This window comes from Nocardia sp. NBC_01388 (assembly GCF_045040085.1).
In the GTDB taxonomy this organism is placed as follows: domain Bacteria; phylum Actinomycetota; class Actinomycetes; order Mycobacteriales; family Mycobacteriaceae; genus Nocardia.
In genome coordinates this window covers 7377767-7393782 of the sequence record NZ_CP109553.1, presented here as the reverse complement: position 1 = coordinate 7393782, position 16016 = coordinate 7377767, and the positions used below count along the sequence as shown (strand labels likewise).

Genomic DNA, 16016 nt, shown 5'->3' with positions numbered 1-16016 from the left:
AATGTCACTGCTCCTCCAGCGGGAACGAGACGGTGACCGCGGTATGGCCGGGCTCGGACTCCACATCCATGGTGCCGCCCTGCTGCTCGACGCGACTGCGCATGGCATTGAGACCGAAAGTGCCGGAAGGGGGTTGGGCGAGCACGGCCGGATCGATGCCCACGCCGTCGTCGACCACATCCAGGTGCACCGCATCACCGCCGTAGGTGAGGGTGACGCGCATGCGCTGAGCCCGGGCGTGCCGCACCACATTCGAGACCGCGCCCTGGGTGATGCGCACCAGGGCGGCCTCCATCGGCATGGGCAGGCGGTGCGGTTCGCCCTCCACCAGGATCTGGGCATCGAGTCCGGGTGCGGTGGCGCGCTGGGCGATTCGGGTGAGCGCACCGGCCAGTGACTGGCCCTCCAGCGCGACCGGCGTGAGTTCGGCGATGAGATGGCGGGTTTCGACCAGGCTGTCGGCGGCGGTCTCGCGGGCCAGCCGAATCTTTTCCAGCGCAGGATGATCCGGGGCGGCGCGCTCCACAGCGTGCAGCAGGAGCTGAATACTGCTGAGCCCCTGGGCGACCGTGTCGTGGATCTCGTGTGCCAGGCGTTCGCGCTCGGCCATCTTGCCGGCGGTGCGCTCCTGTTCGGCGAGAGTGTTTCGGGTGTCCAGCAATTCGTCGATGAGGCGCTGCCGTTCGGCGGCCTCGCGGAACAGCGCGCCGTAGCCGAGCCCGATGGCGACGGCGACCAGCGCGCCGAGCACCGGTCCGATCACCGCGCCCATGGTCCAGCCCTTGTGCGAGGCGTACCCGACCACCGATACGACCGTGGTGGCGGTGACGGCCAGCAGACCCCAATTGCGCGGCAGCAGGTGCAGATAGAGGAAGAAGAGCCCGAACACCAGATAGACCGCGTCCGGAACGAAGGCCACCAGGCCCAGCCAGAGCACGGTCAGCGCGACCAGCCACACCCGCGCCGCGAACAGCCGGCGGCGGAACAGGCCCCCGGCGAAGTACACGCCCAGGAAGACGCCGGCCAGCACCACCACGAAGAACGGATGGGCGTCGGCGATGATCGCGCGCACCGCGACCACGATCGTCAGCGCCACCACCATGACATGCAGACCCAGTTGCATGGCGGAGAAGACGGGGGTCAGTGGCGATCGGTGCACGCCGACCAGCTTATGCCCGGCAACTCGGGCGGCATCCATCGAAAGTAGGAAACGCCGCACCTCCCTTGGCTGATCAGGTTTCGTTCCGCTGCGCGATGGTTTCCCGGAGTTTCGCGGACAGAGTGGAGTCATGTTCGTAGCACTCCGAGATCTGCGGGCCGCCCGCGGCCGCTTCCTCCTCATCACCCTGGTGGTCATGCTGGTCGCCCTGCTCGTCAGTTTTCTGAGCGGGCTGACCGCCGGGCTGGCGCACCAGAATATTTCCGCCATCCAGTCGCTGAACACCAGCTCCGTGGTCTTCTCCGACAACGGGTCGGCGCCCTCCTTCGACTCCTCGACTCTGAGCCCGGAGCAGGTGTCGGCCTGGCAGCAGGCCGGCGGCACCGCCGACCCGATCGGCATCAGCCGGTCCCGGGCCACCAAGGATGGCGCCTCCCCCACCCAGGTCGCCATGTTCGGCGTCGAAGGCACACCCTTCGGCAATCGCGTGGCAACCGATACCGGGCAGGTGGTGCTCTCCAAAGCCGCCGCCAAGAACCTGCATGCCGGCGCGGGCGACACCGTCATGCTGGGGTCCGGCAACTTCACGGTGCGCGGCGTGACCGATGACGACTGGTACGCGCACACCCCCGTGGTGTGGATGACGCTCTCGGATTGGCAGGCGCAGAATCCGCGGGCCGGTGCGGCCACCATTCTCGCGGTCTCCGGCGTGAGCGATACCGCCGCCGTGAACGCCGCGGCGCACACCACCACGACCTCGTCGAAGGATTCGTTGTCGGCCATGAGTTCGTACAAGGCCGAGAACGGTTCGCTGACGCTGATGACGGTCATGCTGTTCGCCATCTCGGCCTTGGTGATCGGCGCGTTCTTCACCGTCTGGACCGTGCAGCGCGCACCCGATATCGCGACGCTGAAAGCCCTTGGCGCTACCACCGGTTCGCTGGTGCGTGATGCCCTGAGCCAAGCTCTCGTAGTGCTGCTGATCGGCGTGGGCATCGGTGTCGGCCTGACCGCAGTGGCGGGCACATTCGTCGGCGACGCGGTGCCATTCATCCTCAGCGTGAGCACGACCCTGTTCCCCGCCGCCGCCCTGGTGCTGCTCGGCGTGCTCGGCGCGGCCTTCGCCCTGCGTTTCCTGGCCACCACCGACCCGCTCGACGCCCTCAGTCAGGCGCGCTGATCACCATGTCTGCCAGGAGTTTTGCGATGACCAATTCCCTGAAGGTCGCCGACCTCACCCTCACCTTCCCCGATGGCGCCGAGACCATTACGGCGCTCGACCACGTGAACCTGTCGGTGCGCGGCGGCGAGATCGCGGCGATCACCGGCCCCTCCGGATCCGGCAAGTCCACGCTGCTGGCCGCCACCTCGACCCTCGTCCGTCCCGATTCCGGTCGTGTCGAGCTCGAAACAGCCTCCGGGACTGTCGATCTGGCGAAGCTCAGCCGCCGCGAAGCGACCACGGTGCGCCGCGATTCCATCGGCATCGTCTTCCAGCAGTCCAATCTGATTCCCGCGCTGACCGCGCTGGAGCAGTTGGAGGCCATGGTCCATCTGGGTCAGACCTTCTTCGTCTCGCCCGCCCGGCGGCGCGAAGCCCGTTCGCACGCAAGCGAACTCCTCGCCGCGGTCGGTCTGGGCGACCACCGGAACAAGCGCCCCGCCCAGCTGTCGGGCGGTCAGCGCCAGCGGGTGAATATCGCTCGCGCCCTGATGAACAATCCGTCGCTGCTCGTCATCGACGAGCCCACCAGTTCGCTGGATCAGGAGCGCGGCGCGGCGATCATCGACCTGATCGTCAAGATCGCGCGCGAGCACAATGCGGCGACCCTGCTGGTCACCCACGACCTGTCCCATATGCATCAGATGGATACCGTCTACCGCATGGTCGACGGCGTCCTGAGCTTGGAATCCGCGAACGCCGCCGCCTGAACCAACCTCCGGCGGTTGCCCGCGCCGCCCGGTACACGAGGATGCCCGCATGGAACTCGTGACATCGCTGCCCGCCGGCACCCCACTCTCGGAGGTGGCGGCCCGGGTCCGGCGGATCGAGGACCTCGGCTTCGACACAGAATCATCGTGGTCCCCAAGGCACTCACCGGCCGAGACGAAGCCGCTGTAGCCACCGCCCGCGAATCCATGCGCAGCGAACTTGCCTTCCTCTACTCCACCCCCGCCTACCGAGGCACGCTCGACCGCCTAGGCCTCACCGACGTAGCCGACCGCCTAACCCAATCCGCCCAATCCGGCGACTGGACAGCCCTCCCCCAAATCCTCACCGACAAAATCCTGAAAACCCTCGTCCCCCAAGCCCCCTACCCAGACCTCCCCCCACTCCTCCACTCCTGGTACGCCCACACCTGCCATGGCATCTCCCTCGACGTCCCCCCAACCCCCGCCGACGACCCCGCCTTCCGCACCATGCTCACCACCCTCCGCACCCTCCCCAGCGCGTAGCCGCACTGTCGACCAGGAACTGGTGGCGGACCACACTCGCGGTTTGCCGCCACCAGTTCCTGGTGATCGTCAGTCCAGATCCCTAGGCGGGAGCCAGGTGCGGGAGGACTCGGGCGCGTAAGGCGGATTTGTCGGAATCGTCCAGCCAACAGCCTTCGACCGCATTGAGAGTGAAGGCCAGCAGTTGGTCGGTGTCGTATCCCAGGGTGCGGTGCAGGACTTCGAAGTCGTTGGTGGGGTTGGTGCCGAACATCGGCGGGTCGTCGGAATCGATGGTGACTCGGAGGCCGGCTTCGACCATGGCCGCGATCTTTTCGTGTTTGCCATTGCCGCTGCCGGAGTAGCGCCCGATATCGGAACTCACCGGGGTGCAGGTGAAGACGATGCCCTCGGCTCGGCAGCGGTCGGTGATGCGCGGGCTGTCGACAACGTGATAGCCGTGGTCGACCCGGGTGCAGCCGAGGACATCGAGGAGGATTTCGATATTCGGAGTCGGCCCGGATTCCGAGTGAGCGGTGCGATTCAGGCCCGCTTTACCGGCCAGCCGGTACGCCTCATGGAAAAGCTCCGGCGGGCCGTGGACTTCGGCGTAATCCAGGCCGATGCCGACCACCTCATCACAGCGGTATTCGATCACCTGGCGCACCAGTTCGACGGCGGCCGCCGGGGTGTCCTCGCGATTGATAGCCACAATGATGCGGCTTCCGATTCCGGTGTCCTGCTCCGCCTCTCGCATTCCGGCGCGGACACCGTCGAGCAGAACCCGATAGCCGGCGCCAGGGTGCGCGGGCGGGCTGACGAAGATTTCTCGATACAGCACACCGTGTTTCGAGCCGAGCTCGGTCAGGGACTCGTAGGCGATTCGGCGGAAGTCGTCGGCATCACGGACGACCTGACCGACCATGTCGTACACCCGGAGGAATTCATCCAGATCGACATGGCTGTCGATGTCGTACAGGTCCTGAGCCGTTCGCCCGCCCGGCATCGGCACCCCGTGCTTGCGGGCCAGTGCGGCCACGGTTTCGGGCAGCACCGAACCGGTGAGATGGCAGTGCAGGCTGACCTTCGGCAGCTCACGGAAGCGAATGCTCATGCGCGATCTCCGGACTGCTCGGCCGCCGCGAGGACGCGGGCGGCTTCGCGTGTCGCATTGGTATTGGGTTGTCCGGCACGGGAACCCGCGAGTTTGGCGCGAATATGATCGGCGACCGTCACCGGCTCGTACTTGCTGCCGTCACCGACGCACGAGGGCAGCGTTTCGATGAGAGCGTCGATATTGCCGTCGTGGAAGTAGGCGGCGCTGCGACGCCGCTGGATGGCGCCGTCCACGATCGGCGGCTTCACCCGGTGCAGGGTGGAGAGCCAGCGCTCATTGGTCCAACGGGCCATCAGATCCCCGAGATTCACCAGTAGAGCGCCGTCGGCGGGCTGAACATCGTGCCAGCTGCCGTCCGCCCCGAGCACCTGCAGACCGGGTGCCTGATCGGCCCACAGCACGGTGACTATGCCGTAGTCGGTGTGCTCTCCCATTCCGGTGAGATCGCCGTCGAGATCGATCGTGCCCGGCGGCAGCGCGTAGTTGTTCATGCGCAGCACATCCAGGGAATGGTCGGTGTAGTCCCCGAAGTAGCCCGCCGGCAGTTCGAGCGCGTCCGCGAAGGCGAGGGTCAGGGTGCGGGCAACCCGCGCGGCCTCCGCGAAATACGCCTGCACCGGTGCCCGGAACTGCGGAACCTGCTGCGGCCACAGGTTTTCCGCATAGTCATCGGCTGGCAGCTCCAGCCCGGGATAGTCGGCGGTCGAGGCCCCGATATTGAAGGCCTCGAAGAAGTCGTTCATCCGAGTCGCCGATTCCACGCCGAGACTCAAGCTCAGGCTTTCACTCTTTGGCGGCGAATAGCCCCGATTGATCGCCGGTGGCGTGCGGTATTGCTTCTTCGAATCCAGATCGAGCGCGAAGAAGGCGTCCAGCGCGGCGGCGAATCCGTCGATCACCGGCCGCGGCACCGCGTGTCCGGTGATCTGCATGAAACCGACTGTGCGAGCGGCCTCGTCGAGCTGCCGCGCCACCTCGCGACGAGCGGTCGCGTCCCCGCCGCTCACATAGGGCGTGATGTCGATGATCGGTACGTGGAATTCCACGAGTCTTCCTTCCTCTTCAGTGCGTGGAAACGGCTGGACTGAACTGGGATTCGGCAATGACGCCGCGGCGAGCGGTCAGGCAGTACGCGAGCCCGCCGACCAGCAGCCCGGCCGGAACGCTCAAATCCGCACCGCCGCACAGGTTTGCGATGGGTCCGACGAACACCGAGGTATTGATGCAGCACAGCGCCGCGACCATGCCCGCGATCTGGGCCAGTACACCCGGCAGATGCAGCCCGCCGCGCCGCACATAGCGGCCGCCCGATTCCCCGAGCGAATCCAGGTCGTAGCGGCCACGGCGGAAGAAGTAGTCGACGACGAAGATCGCCGACCAGGGTGCGAACCAGACGATCATGAACAGCAGGAAGTTGCTGACGAAGGTATTGAAGTCCGAGGAGAACACCACGATCGCCCCGACGGCCGCGCAGATCACCCCGTCCAGCACCACCGCCTGCCAGCGTCCGATGCGCAGCCCGATCGCCTGCAGAGTGACTCCGGACGAGTACAGGTCGATGGCGTTCAACGAGATCATCTGCGCGATAACCAGAATCAGATACGGCGCCAGGAACCAGCCCGGGTACACGCTCGGCAGCCCGCTGATCGGATCGGACGCCTGCTCGGTGAGCAGCGCCACGCCGACGCCCAGCAGCATGAGCAGCGCCTGCGGTACCGCGCCGCCGATGGTCACCGCGGCCACCACCTTCCGGCGCGGGGTGGCGGTCGGCAGATAGCGAGAGAAGTCGGTGGCATTGGGCGTCCAGCCGAGCCCGCTGGCGCTGGCGGCCAGGGCGACTCCGCCGAGGAAGGCCGACCATCCGGCGGGATGCCCGACGGTGATATCGAGCTTGTCGGCGGTGAGCCAGGCCATGATGAGGAACAGCGCCGCGAACGGGACCACCAGCATATTCAGCACCCGGGTGATGGCGGCGTGGCCGAGACTCGGCAGCAGGCTCTGTTCGACCGAGAATGCCACCAGCAATACGACTTTCGTACTGTCGGAGACATGCACGCCGCCCATGTCCAGCAGTGCCGAGCCCGCCAGTACCAGGATCACCAGATCCAGCACCTCGTAACCGATCTGCTGTAGCCAATTGCAGAAAGCGATGGGCCGCATGCCGTTCCGGCCGAAAGCCGCTCGGCTCACCGCGAAGGTGGTGGTGCCCGCCGCCGGGCCCGGTAGGCTCGCCAATCCGGCGAGTGCCCAGGTGGCGGTGCCGATGGCGACCGCCGCCAGCGCCTGCCACACATTCAGGCCGATGGCGACGAGCAGGGTGCCGTACACCACCACCTGCACATTGAGAATGACTCCACTCCACATGAGCCCGAGCTGCCGGACGGTACCGGTGCGCTCGGCCTCCGGGATGTGATCGATGCCGCGCTGTTCGACCAGACGGGTGGTGGTGGCAGGCGGATCGCCTTCGAGGACCGACAACGGGCACGCTCCGAGTAAAGCAGGGGTGATAAGTGACAGCAGTCAGATTGGCCTATTTGTGTGGCCATAACGTTCACCCGCGTCACGAACATGTAAATGCCCGCGCGCGTCCCGTAACCGCGATCGGGCACACTGGCCTGTGTGAACGAGATACCGGAGGCAACTCGCGAACCGGACGAGCCGGGCCTGGCGAAGCTGGTCGGCAGCGTGGTCCGCGACCTGCGTGAGAAGTCCGGACTGTCTATGCGGGAACTCGCCAAGCGCGCGGGCATCAGTCAGCCCTTCCTCAGCCAGATCGAACGCGGCGTCAGCGCACCCTCGATGATCACCACCTATCGCCTGGCCTCCGCCCTCGATGTCACCCCCGGCGATCTGCTGCCCGCCCCGGTGACGGACCGCGTCACCGTTGTCCGCGCCGACGAAGGCCTGCGCCTCCCGGTGGCCGACCGCGCGGACGCCGCCGTGGGCCGTGCCCTGCACATGCGCCCCAACAGCCCGCTCGAGGTCATCGAATACCTGGTGGAGCCAGGCCAATTCATCGGCGGCTGGTTCGAATCGACCGGAGTCACCGGCGTATACGTCGTCTCCGGCCACCTGGACGTCGAACTCGTCGGCGCGGGCAAAATCCGCCTGGGCCCCCGCGACTTCGTGAACTTCCCCTCCACCATGCGAGACCGCTGGCACCTCGTCGACAACGAACCCGCCCACGTCCTCCTCGTCATCGCCCAACCCGCCTAGCCCAAGATCATCAGGAACTGGTGGCGGCAAAACGCGAGTAGGTCCCGCCACCAGTTCCTGGTCGATGAACAGTTATCCACAGGGGCGCTGTGGGGGGTGGATTGGTGGGTGGGGTGGCGTATTAGTGGGGAGATGGGGGTGTTGGAGGGGCCGTTTCCTGGGTCGTGGGCAGTGGCTGCGGGGATCGTTTCGCGGTGGGAGCTGCGGCACGACTTCGTGCGGGTATTTCCCGATGTGTATCTGAGAAAGGGGTGCACCCTCGACGCAGGAGGGAGAGCCCGGGCGGCCGCGCATTGAGCGAAGGGCGACGGCGTGCTGGTGGGGCTGTCCGCTGCGGCACTGCACGGGACTCGCTGGCTGCGCGAAGACACGCCCGCAGAACTGGCGCGGGAGGGGAATTGCAAAGCACCTGCGGGGATTCACCAAATTCAGGCATCCATAGAACCGGGCGAATGCTGTGAGGTGGACGGTTTCCGGGTGACAACTCCGGCACGCACCGCATTCGATATCGGGCGGCGACTCGAGAGGGACCGCGCAGTACCGATTCTCGACGCGCTCTGTGCGGCCACGAACACCCCGCCACACGACATTGCCGACGTCGCCCGGCATCATCCGAGACTGCGTGGCGTACGCCGGCTCGCGGAGGTTATTCGATTTGTTGACAGCGGCGCGGAGTCACCGCCCGAATCACTGACCCGGCTACTGCTCGTGGATGACGGATTACCCTGCCCCACTACCCAGTTGGTCGTGCGCGACCATACTGGACAGTTCGTAGCTCGCGTCGATATGGGTTGGGACGACTGGCGTGTCGCTGTCGAATACGACGGTGCGCACCACTGGACCGATCCCGCACAGCGCGCCGAAGACATCAACCGGCTGGCGGCACTGGAATCCCTTGGCTGGCGCGTGGTCCGGGTCAGCGCCACCCTCCTGCATTGCCGCCCCTACCTTGTCACCGACCGGGTCCGCGCAGCCCTTCATGCCCAGGGCGCCGCGCTGAACCCGTGATCACCAGGGAATTGCGGCGCATTACCTGACTGGATCCATCGGTTCACGGGCGATGAAATCGCGTGTTGGAGTTGTGGTTACGTTCTCGTCATTTGAGGAGAATAGGGTGCTCTGAAATCGCATTAGCGGTAGAGGAGCGGGGTTATGCTGGAAGCGCTTCCGAGTAAGAGGCAGGTTTTGCTGGCTTGTCGGGGGACGAGTTATCCGGGGCATCCGGTACTTAGCGCGGCGCATGAGTTGACCGAGCTGCATGGGCGGCGGATGGCGGCGGCGCCGGAGGTTTGTGCCGAACTCGATAGTCTGCGAAACGATTTGGTGCACACTATTGATTGCTGGGTGACCTCGCGCCTACCACCGTCGCACGGTGCGGCGCGCGTGCATACCGAGACACTCGGCGCCGTTATCGATCGGCTGGCGCAGTTGACAGCGCATGCCTATGCTGCTCTCGCACATTCCTCGGGTCGGGAATTGACCGTCGCTTGGGAAAGCCTTGCCGAATTGGCTATCGGCTATGAGGATTTGGCGTCCGAGGTGTGTACCGGACGCCGTCGGCTGCCCGGTGGTCATTGAACTGCCGGGTTGCCATTGAATCAGCTCGGAGGCCGGTGTTGTGCGTACCAGTCCAGTAGTGAGGGGTCGTCCACCGCTGTGGGCGCCACCACGCGGGACAGGTCCGCGCCCTGGAAGAGTTTCTTCAGGGGCACCTCGAGTTTCTTACCGGTGCGGGTATGCGGAATGCCTGGGGCGGAGATGATTTCGTCGGGGACGTGGCGCGGTGAGACCTCGGCGCGGATGGCGCTGTTGATGCGCTGCTTCACCTCGTCGGTGAGCTCCACACCGGGCGCGGGCACGATGAACAGCGGCATCCAGTAGCGGCCCTCGGGTAGTTCGACGCCGAGTACCAGGGCCTCGGCGACTTCGGGGAGGGCCTCCACGGCCTGGTAGATATCGGCGCTGCCCATGCGGATGCCGTGCCGGTTCAGCGTGGAATCGGAGCGGCCGTGCACGGTGATGCTGCCGTGGTCGTTGATGGTGATCCAGTCGCCGTGCCGCCAGACGCCGGGGAACATATCGAAATACGCGTCGTGGTAACGAGATCCGTCCGGATCGTCCCAGAAGCTGACGGGCATGGAGGGCATGGGTTTGGTGATGACCAGTTCGCCCACCTCACCGCGGACGGGGTGGCCGGTCTCGTCCCAGGCGTCCAGCGCCACGCCGAGGTAGGGGGCGGAAAGTTCGCCGGGCCAGACGGGGACGGTGCGGACACCACCGATGAAGGCCGAGACCACATCCGTACCGCCGCTGATGGAGGCGACCGGAATGTGCTCACCCACATTGTCGCGCAACCAGAGTGACGACGACGAGGGCAGCGAAGAGCCGGTGATGCCGATCAGTCGCAGCGCCGTCAGATCATGATCGCGCCGCGGTACGACACCCGCCTTGATGCAGGCGAGCACATAGCCGGGGCTGGTGCCGACCACTGTGGCCCCGACACGAGCGGCGATGGCCCACAGCGCATCCGGGGTCGGCGCGGACGGGCTGCCATCGTAGGTGACAATGGTCGCGCCGGTCAGCAGGCCCGCGACCTGGAAGTTCCACATCATCCAGCTGGGACTGGTGTACCAGAGGAAGGTGTCGTCGCGGCCGATATCGGATTGCAGGCCAACAGATTTGAGATGCTCCAGGAGTACTCCTCCGTGCCCGTGCACAATTCCCTTGGGCTTGCCGGTGGTGCCGGAGGAGTACAGCACCCAGAGTGGGTGCTCGAAATCGACAGGAACGGTCGGTATTTCAGTCGCGTGCTCGACGGGTTGCAGGCTGTCCCAGGCGATGACATCCGGCAGCGACCCGCCCATACGGGAAACCAGCACCGTCGCGACCAGGCTCGGAAGTCCGGCCCGCAGCGCCTCGATATCGGCGGTCTTATCGTGCAGCTTGCCGCCGAAACGGTAGCCGTCGGCGGTGACCAGGACCTTCGGCGCCAATTGGCCCAGGCGATCGAGGGCGGCCTGCGCGGAATAGTCCTGACCACAGGCACTCCAGACGGCGCCGAGACTCGCGGTGGCCAGGAAGGCGATCACGGTCTGCGGAATGTTCGGGAGATATCCGGCGACCCGATCACCGGGACCGACGCCCAGTCCACGCAGGGCATCCGCGAAAGCCACTGTGGTACCGATGAGTTCGGCCCAGGAGATCTCGTCGATGCTGCCGTCCTCGTCGACGCCGAGGATGGCGGGCCGGTCGGTGCGGGCGTGGCGGGCAATCTGGTCCACATAGTTCAGTTGGACGGCCGGAAACCACTTCGTGCCGGGCATCTCGGTCGAGTAGAGCACGTCACCGGACCGCTCGCCCAGGTCGAAATAATCCCAGAGCGCACCCCAGAAGCTCGCCAGATTGTCCACGGACCACTGCCACAGCGACGGGTAGTCCGGTACGGACTCCCCCGTGCGCTTGGCCACGAATTCCGCGAAATCGGTGATCCGCGCCCCGGCGATATCCGCCTCGGTCGGCACCCACTGTGGTTCCACCGCACTACCTCCTACGACGCGAATCCGGTGCTGCCGGCGATCTGCGCCCGCGTCACGATCCGCTCGGCATGCCGGATGACCGGCATATCCACCATCCGGCCCTCGAAGGTGAAGACACCCCGATGGTTCGGCACCTCCGCCAAAAGCCTTTGCGCCCAGTCGACTTCCTTCGCCACCGGAGCATAGGCCCGCCGGATCACCGGCACCTGACTCGGATGGATGGCCACCTTGGCGTCGAAGCCGATGGATACCGCATCCAGCGATTCTTCCGCCAGGCCTTCGAGATCGGCGATATTCAGGAATACCGAATCGAGCGCGAACTTGCCGTACGCCTTGGCCGCCAGCAGTGATTGCGACCGCACATGCAGCGCCACATCACGATAACCGCCATGGGCGTGCCTGCTCGAATTGCCGCCGAGCGCCGCCACCAGATCCTCCGCGCCCCACATGACGCCGATGGCATTGCGCACCATGACCGCCCGCCCGACCGCCATGGCGCCGAGCGGTGATTCGATGAGCGCGATCACCTCGTAGTCGGCCATCCGCGTAATCTGCTCGGCAGATTCACATTTCGGCAGCATGAGCCGCCGGTATTCGGTGCGCAACAGCGCGTCCAGATCGAGCATGTGCTCGACGGTGCCCGCCGCGTTCACCCGGATCACGGTCTTCTCCGGATCCTGCGGATTGGCGATGAGCGCCTCGCGGGCGGCAGGCTTATCAGCCTCCGCCACACCGTCTTCCAGATCGATGATCACCACATCGGCTGCGACAGCGGCCTTTTCGAAGCGCTCCGGGCGATCGGAGGGGCAGAACAGCCACGCCGGTCCGGGCATATCCCAGCTCATGCCTGCCCCGCATCCGAGCCGTCGGCGGGCCGCTTGCGCACCAGGGTCTTGCGGACGGCGGTCGCCACCACATCCCCGTGCTGATTGCGGCCGGTGTGCGCGAATGTCACTATGCCCTCCCCCGGGCGGCTCTTGGATTCCCGGAGATCGGTGATCACCGTCTCCGCGTACAGCGTGTCACCGTGGAAAAGCGGTTTGGGAAAGGCGATTTCGGAGAAGCCGAGATTTCCCACGATGGTGCCCTGGGTCAACTGCGCGACCGAAAGCCCGACCAGCGTCGAGAGCGTGAACATGGAGTTCACCAGCCGCTGATGAAACGGCGCCTGCGTCTGCGCGAACGCCGCGTCCAGATGCATGGCCTGGGTATTCATGGTGAGCGTCGTGAACAGCACATTGTCGGCTTCGGTAATGGTGCGGCCGGGCCGGTGCTCGTACACCACCCCGGTCTCGAACTCCTCGAACCAGAGACCGCGCTGCACAACCCGCCGGACCTCCCGGGTGGCGGCCGCTTCCGGCACGGGCTCAGTGGTCACAGGCCCAATTCCCGCCCGATAAGCATCAACTGCACCTCCGTGGTGCCCTCGCCGATCTCCAGGATCTTGCTGTCGCGATAGTGCCGCGCCACAGCATATTCGTTCATGAAGCCATAACCGCCGAAAATCTGGGTGGCGTCCCGAGCATTGTCCATCGCGGCCTCGCTGGCGACGAGTTTGGCGATAGAGGCCTGCTTCTTGAACGGCTTGCCGGAGAGCATGAGCGCCGCCGCGTCGTAGTAGGCGGTGCGGGCCATATGGGCGCGCACCTCCATGCGGGCGATCTTGAAGGCAATGGCCTGATTGCTGCCGATGGGACGGCCGAAGGCCTCACGGTCTTTGGCGTACCGGACACTCTCGTCGACGCAGCCCTGCGCCGCGCCGACCGAGAGGGCGGCGATGGCAATGCGGCCCTCGTCGAGAATGCGCAGGAAGTTGGCATAGCCGCGACCGCGTTCGCCGAGCAGGTTCTCGCTCGGCACCCGCACATCGGTGAAGCTCAGCGGATGGGTGTCCGAGGCATTCCAGCCGACCTTGTTGTACGCGGGCTCGGCCACGAAACCGGGGGTGTCGGCGGGCACGATGATCGTCGAGATCTCCTTCTTGCCGTCGGCCTGCCCGGTCACGGCGGTGACGGTCACCAGGCGGGTGATATCGGTGCCGGAGTTGGTGATGAACTGCTTGCTGCCGTTGATGATCCAGCTGTCCCCGTCCTGCACGGCGGTGGTGCGGGTGCCGCCCGCATCGCTGCCGGCGCCGGGTTCGGTGAGACCGAAGGCGCCGAGGGCGCGCCCGCTGGCGAGCAGCGGCAGCCACTCCTGCTTCTGCTTGTCATTGCCGAAGCGGTAGATCGGCATGGCGCCCAGCGAGACTCCGGCCTCCAGGGTGATGGCCACGCTCTGATCGATCTTGCCGAGCTCCTCGAGGGCCAGGCACAGTGCGAAGTAATCCCCGCCCATACCGCCGAACTCCTCCGGGAACGGCAGGCCGAACAGGCCCATATCCGCCATGCCCGCGATCACCTCATACGGGAAGCTGTGTTCGGCATCGTGTTTGGCGGCGACGGGGGCCACCACCTGATTGGCGAAATCGCGGACGGTGAGCGCCAGTTCGCGGTACTCGTCCGGCAGGGTTCCGGTGGACAGGAAGTCGGTCATGACGCGTTGCTCTCCTGGGAATCAGCGGTGATGATGCGGGCCAGCAGCTGCTCGAGCTTGACCTGGGCGCCGGGTTCGACGAGTAGTTCGACACGACCAGCGATGGGTGCGGTGAGCGTGTGCTCCATTTTCATGGCCTCCACGATCACGATCGGGGTGCCGGCGGCGACCTCGGCGCCGGCGAGTGCGGGCACCGCGATGACGGAACCCGGCATGGGGCTGGTGATCTCGGCATCACCCACATGTTCGCCGCCGCCGCGAATATCGGCATCGGCGACCTCGCGCAGCTGGGCGACGCCGGTGGCGTCGGCGACCCACAGCTGACCGTCGGCGGCGGCGACACGGTAGCGGCTGCGCAGACCGGCCACGGTCACGGTCAAACCATCGGAATCGGCTTCGGCTGTGAGCGACGATCTTTCACCATCGTCCAGCCGGACCGCGCCCTGCTCCGGCGTACCGGACAGCGCGACATGCACGGTGCGGTCACCGCCGATCAGCCGGAATACCGTGTCCGCATGCTGTCCGACCCGCCAGCCGCTCGGTATCGTCCACGGATCGTTCGAGGCGCTCGGCCACCGGCGCAGCCACAGATCGGTTGCCGCCGCGATGAATTGCGCATCGGTGACCGGAGCGGGGACGAAGTCGACGGCGCGGCGGTCCAGTAGGCCGGTATCCAGTTGCCCGGCGCGCACGTCGGGATCGGCGAGCAGGAAGCACAGGAAGTCGATATTGGCTCGCACGCCTAGGATCTGAGTATCGCGCAGCGCCGCATCCAGTTTCGTGATCGCGGCGGCGCGGTCGGGGGCGTAGGCGATAACCTTCGACAGCATCGGGTCGTAATCGGCGCCGACGACGGTTCCGGCCCGCAGGCCCGAATCGACGCGCACGCCTTTGCCTTCCGGCTCGGACAGCGCCAGCACGGTGCCGCCGGTCGGCAGGAAGCCGCGACCCGGGTCCTCGGCATAGACGCGAGCTTCGACGGCGTGCCCGGTGAGCTTGATGTCCTCCTGGCTGACCGCCAGCTTCTGCCCGGCGGCGATGCGGACCTGGCATTCCACCAGATCCACGCCGGTGACCAGCTCGGTCACCGGATGTTCCACCTGCAGCCGGGTATTCATCTCCATGAAGAAGAACTCGTCGGGCGTATCGGCGGAGACGATGAATTCGACGGTGCCCGCGCCGACGTAATCGACACTGCGCGCGGTATTGCAGGCGGCCGCGCCGATCCGGGCGCGAGTCTTCGCATCCAGCAGCGGCGAGGGCGCTTCCTCGATCACCTTCTGGTGCCGGCGCTGCAGGCTGCATTCGCGCTCGCCCAGGTGCAGCACCTGGCCGAATTCGTCGGCCAGGATCTGGACCTCGATATGCCTGGGGCGGTTGACAAATCGCTCCAGGAAGAGGGTGTCGTCGCCGAAGGCCGAGGCGGCCTCGCGGCGGGCGCTGGCCAGCGCCTCGGGGAGCAGGGCCGGATCTTCCACCCGCCGCATGCCCTTACCGCCGCCGCCGGCGGACGGCTTGACCAGTACGGGATAGCCGATATCCGTTGCCGCCTCGATCAATTCGGCATCGGTGAGACCGGGCCGCGCGATACCGGGCACCACGGGGACACCGTAGGCCGCGACCGCGTTCTTGGCGGTGATCTTATCGCCCATGACCTCGATGGCCCGGGTCGGCGGGCCGAGGAAGACGATGCCCGCCTGCTCCAGTGCCGCGGCGAAGGCCGGATTCTCCGACAGGAAGCCGTATCCCGGGTGCACGGCCTGTGCGCCGGAGCGCTCGGCCGCGGCGACGACCTTGGCGATATCCAGGTAGGACTCGCGGGCGGGGGCGGGTCCGAGGCGTACGGCGACATCCGCCTCGTGCACGTGGCGGGCATGCACATCGGCATCGCTGTACACCGCGACCGAGCGAATTCCCATGGCGCGCAGGGTGCGAATGACCCGCACGGCGATCTCACCGCGATTGGCGACCAGCACCGTATCGAAGGCGACGGGGTGTGCTTTGTTCATCATCTCGA

Annotated in this window: 15 protein-coding genes; 6 read left to right on the top strand and 9 right to left on the bottom strand. The window is 66.2% G+C overall.

The window, feature by feature from the left end; all coding sequences use genetic code 11:
- Positions 1-4: 4 nt before the first annotated feature.
- Positions 5-1159: a sensor histidine kinase gene (locus OG716_RS35135; RefSeq protein ID WP_405134627.1), complete on the bottom strand. Its 1155-nt coding sequence runs from the start codon at positions 1157-1159 to the stop codon at positions 5-7.
- 130 nt (positions 1160-1289) lie between these two features.
- Here OG716_RS35135 and OG716_RS35130 point away from each other — a divergent pair, with 130 nt between their 5' ends.
- From OG716_RS35130 to OG716_RS35120, 3 genes are all read left to right on the top strand, one after another.
- Positions 1290-2339: an ABC transporter permease gene (locus OG716_RS35130; protein ID WP_405134626.1), complete on the top strand. Its 1050-nt coding sequence runs from the start codon at positions 1290-1292 to the stop codon at positions 2337-2339.
- Between the two features lie 26 nt (positions 2340-2365).
- Positions 2366-3091: an ABC transporter ATP-binding protein gene (locus tag OG716_RS35125; protein ID WP_405134625.1), complete on the top strand. Its 726-nt coding sequence runs from the start codon at positions 2366-2368 to the stop codon at positions 3089-3091.
- A gap of 147 nt (positions 3092-3238) precedes the next feature.
- The gene (locus tag OG716_RS35120) at positions 3239-3616 is read left to right on the top strand and encodes a hypothetical protein (RefSeq protein ID WP_405134624.1); all 378 of its coding nucleotides are present in this window, start codon (positions 3239-3241) and stop codon (positions 3614-3616) included.
- 82 nt (positions 3617-3698) lie between these two features.
- On the opposite strand, the gene add is transcribed toward OG716_RS35120, so the two are convergent.
- The 3 genes from add to OG716_RS35105 are packed head-to-tail and all read right to left on the bottom strand — an operon-like array spanning position 3699 to position 7190.
- Positions 3699-4709, bottom strand: coding sequence for an adenosine deaminase (gene add / locus OG716_RS35115; protein WP_405134623.1), 1011 nt, complete (start codon positions 4707-4709; stop codon positions 3699-3701).
- A complete protein-coding gene (locus OG716_RS35110) occupies positions 4706-5758 on the bottom strand; it encodes an isopenicillin N synthase family dioxygenase (protein ID WP_405134622.1) in 1053 nt (350 codons plus the stop codon). The genes add and OG716_RS35110 overlap by 4 nt, the downstream gene beginning before the upstream one ends.
- Positions 5759-5774: 16 nt before the next feature.
- A complete protein-coding gene (locus OG716_RS35105) occupies positions 5775-7190 on the bottom strand; it encodes a purine-cytosine permease family protein (RefSeq protein ID WP_405134621.1) in 1416 nt (471 codons plus the stop codon).
- 141 nt (positions 7191-7331) lie between these two features.
- Here OG716_RS35105 and OG716_RS35100 point away from each other — a divergent pair, with 141 nt between their 5' ends.
- The 3 genes from OG716_RS35100 to OG716_RS35090 all read left to right on the top strand — a co-directional run bounded on the left by OG716_RS35100 (position 7332) and on the right by OG716_RS35090 (position 9506).
- Entirely contained in the window at positions 7332-7928 is a 597-nt protein-coding gene (locus tag OG716_RS35100) for a helix-turn-helix domain-containing protein (protein WP_405134620.1), read from the top strand.
- 477 nt (positions 7929-8405) lie between these two features.
- Positions 8406-8936 (top strand): endonuclease domain-containing protein, encoded by a 531-nt coding sequence (locus OG716_RS35095; RefSeq protein ID WP_405134619.1) that lies wholly within the window; start codon positions 8406-8408, stop codon positions 8934-8936.
- Between the two features lie 144 nt (positions 8937-9080).
- Positions 9081-9506: a DUF4254 domain-containing protein gene (locus OG716_RS35090; RefSeq protein WP_355130872.1), complete on the top strand. Its 426-nt coding sequence runs from the start codon at positions 9081-9083 to the stop codon at positions 9504-9506.
- Between the two features lie 20 nt (positions 9507-9526).
- Here OG716_RS35090 and OG716_RS35085 read toward each other — a convergent pair whose 3' ends face one another.
- From OG716_RS35085 to OG716_RS35065, 5 genes are read right to left on the bottom strand one after another with little or no spacing between them, the layout of a single operon-like run.
- Complete coding sequence (locus OG716_RS35085) at positions 9527-11464, bottom strand: acetoacetate--CoA ligase (protein WP_405134618.1); 1938 nt, start codon at positions 11462-11464, stop codon at positions 9527-9529.
- Between the two features lie 11 nt (positions 11465-11475).
- A complete protein-coding gene (locus tag OG716_RS35080) occupies positions 11476-12309 on the bottom strand; it encodes an HpcH/HpaI aldolase/citrate lyase family protein (RefSeq protein WP_405134617.1) in 834 nt (277 codons plus the stop codon).
- Positions 12306-12842 (bottom strand): MaoC family dehydratase, encoded by a 537-nt coding sequence (locus tag OG716_RS35075; RefSeq protein ID WP_405134616.1) that lies wholly within the window; start codon positions 12840-12842, stop codon positions 12306-12308. The genes OG716_RS35080 and OG716_RS35075 overlap by 4 nt, the downstream gene beginning before the upstream one ends.
- Entirely contained in the window at positions 12839-13999 is a 1161-nt protein-coding gene (locus OG716_RS35070) for an acyl-CoA dehydrogenase family protein (protein WP_327142304.1), read from the bottom strand. Before OG716_RS35070 ends, OG716_RS35075 begins: the two co-directional genes overlap by 4 nt.
- Positions 13996-16011 (bottom strand): acetyl/propionyl/methylcrotonyl-CoA carboxylase subunit alpha, encoded by a 2016-nt coding sequence (locus OG716_RS35065; RefSeq protein WP_405134615.1) that lies wholly within the window; start codon positions 16009-16011, stop codon positions 13996-13998. The genes OG716_RS35070 and OG716_RS35065 overlap by 4 nt, the downstream gene beginning before the upstream one ends.
- Positions 16012-16016: the final 5 nt, after the last annotated feature.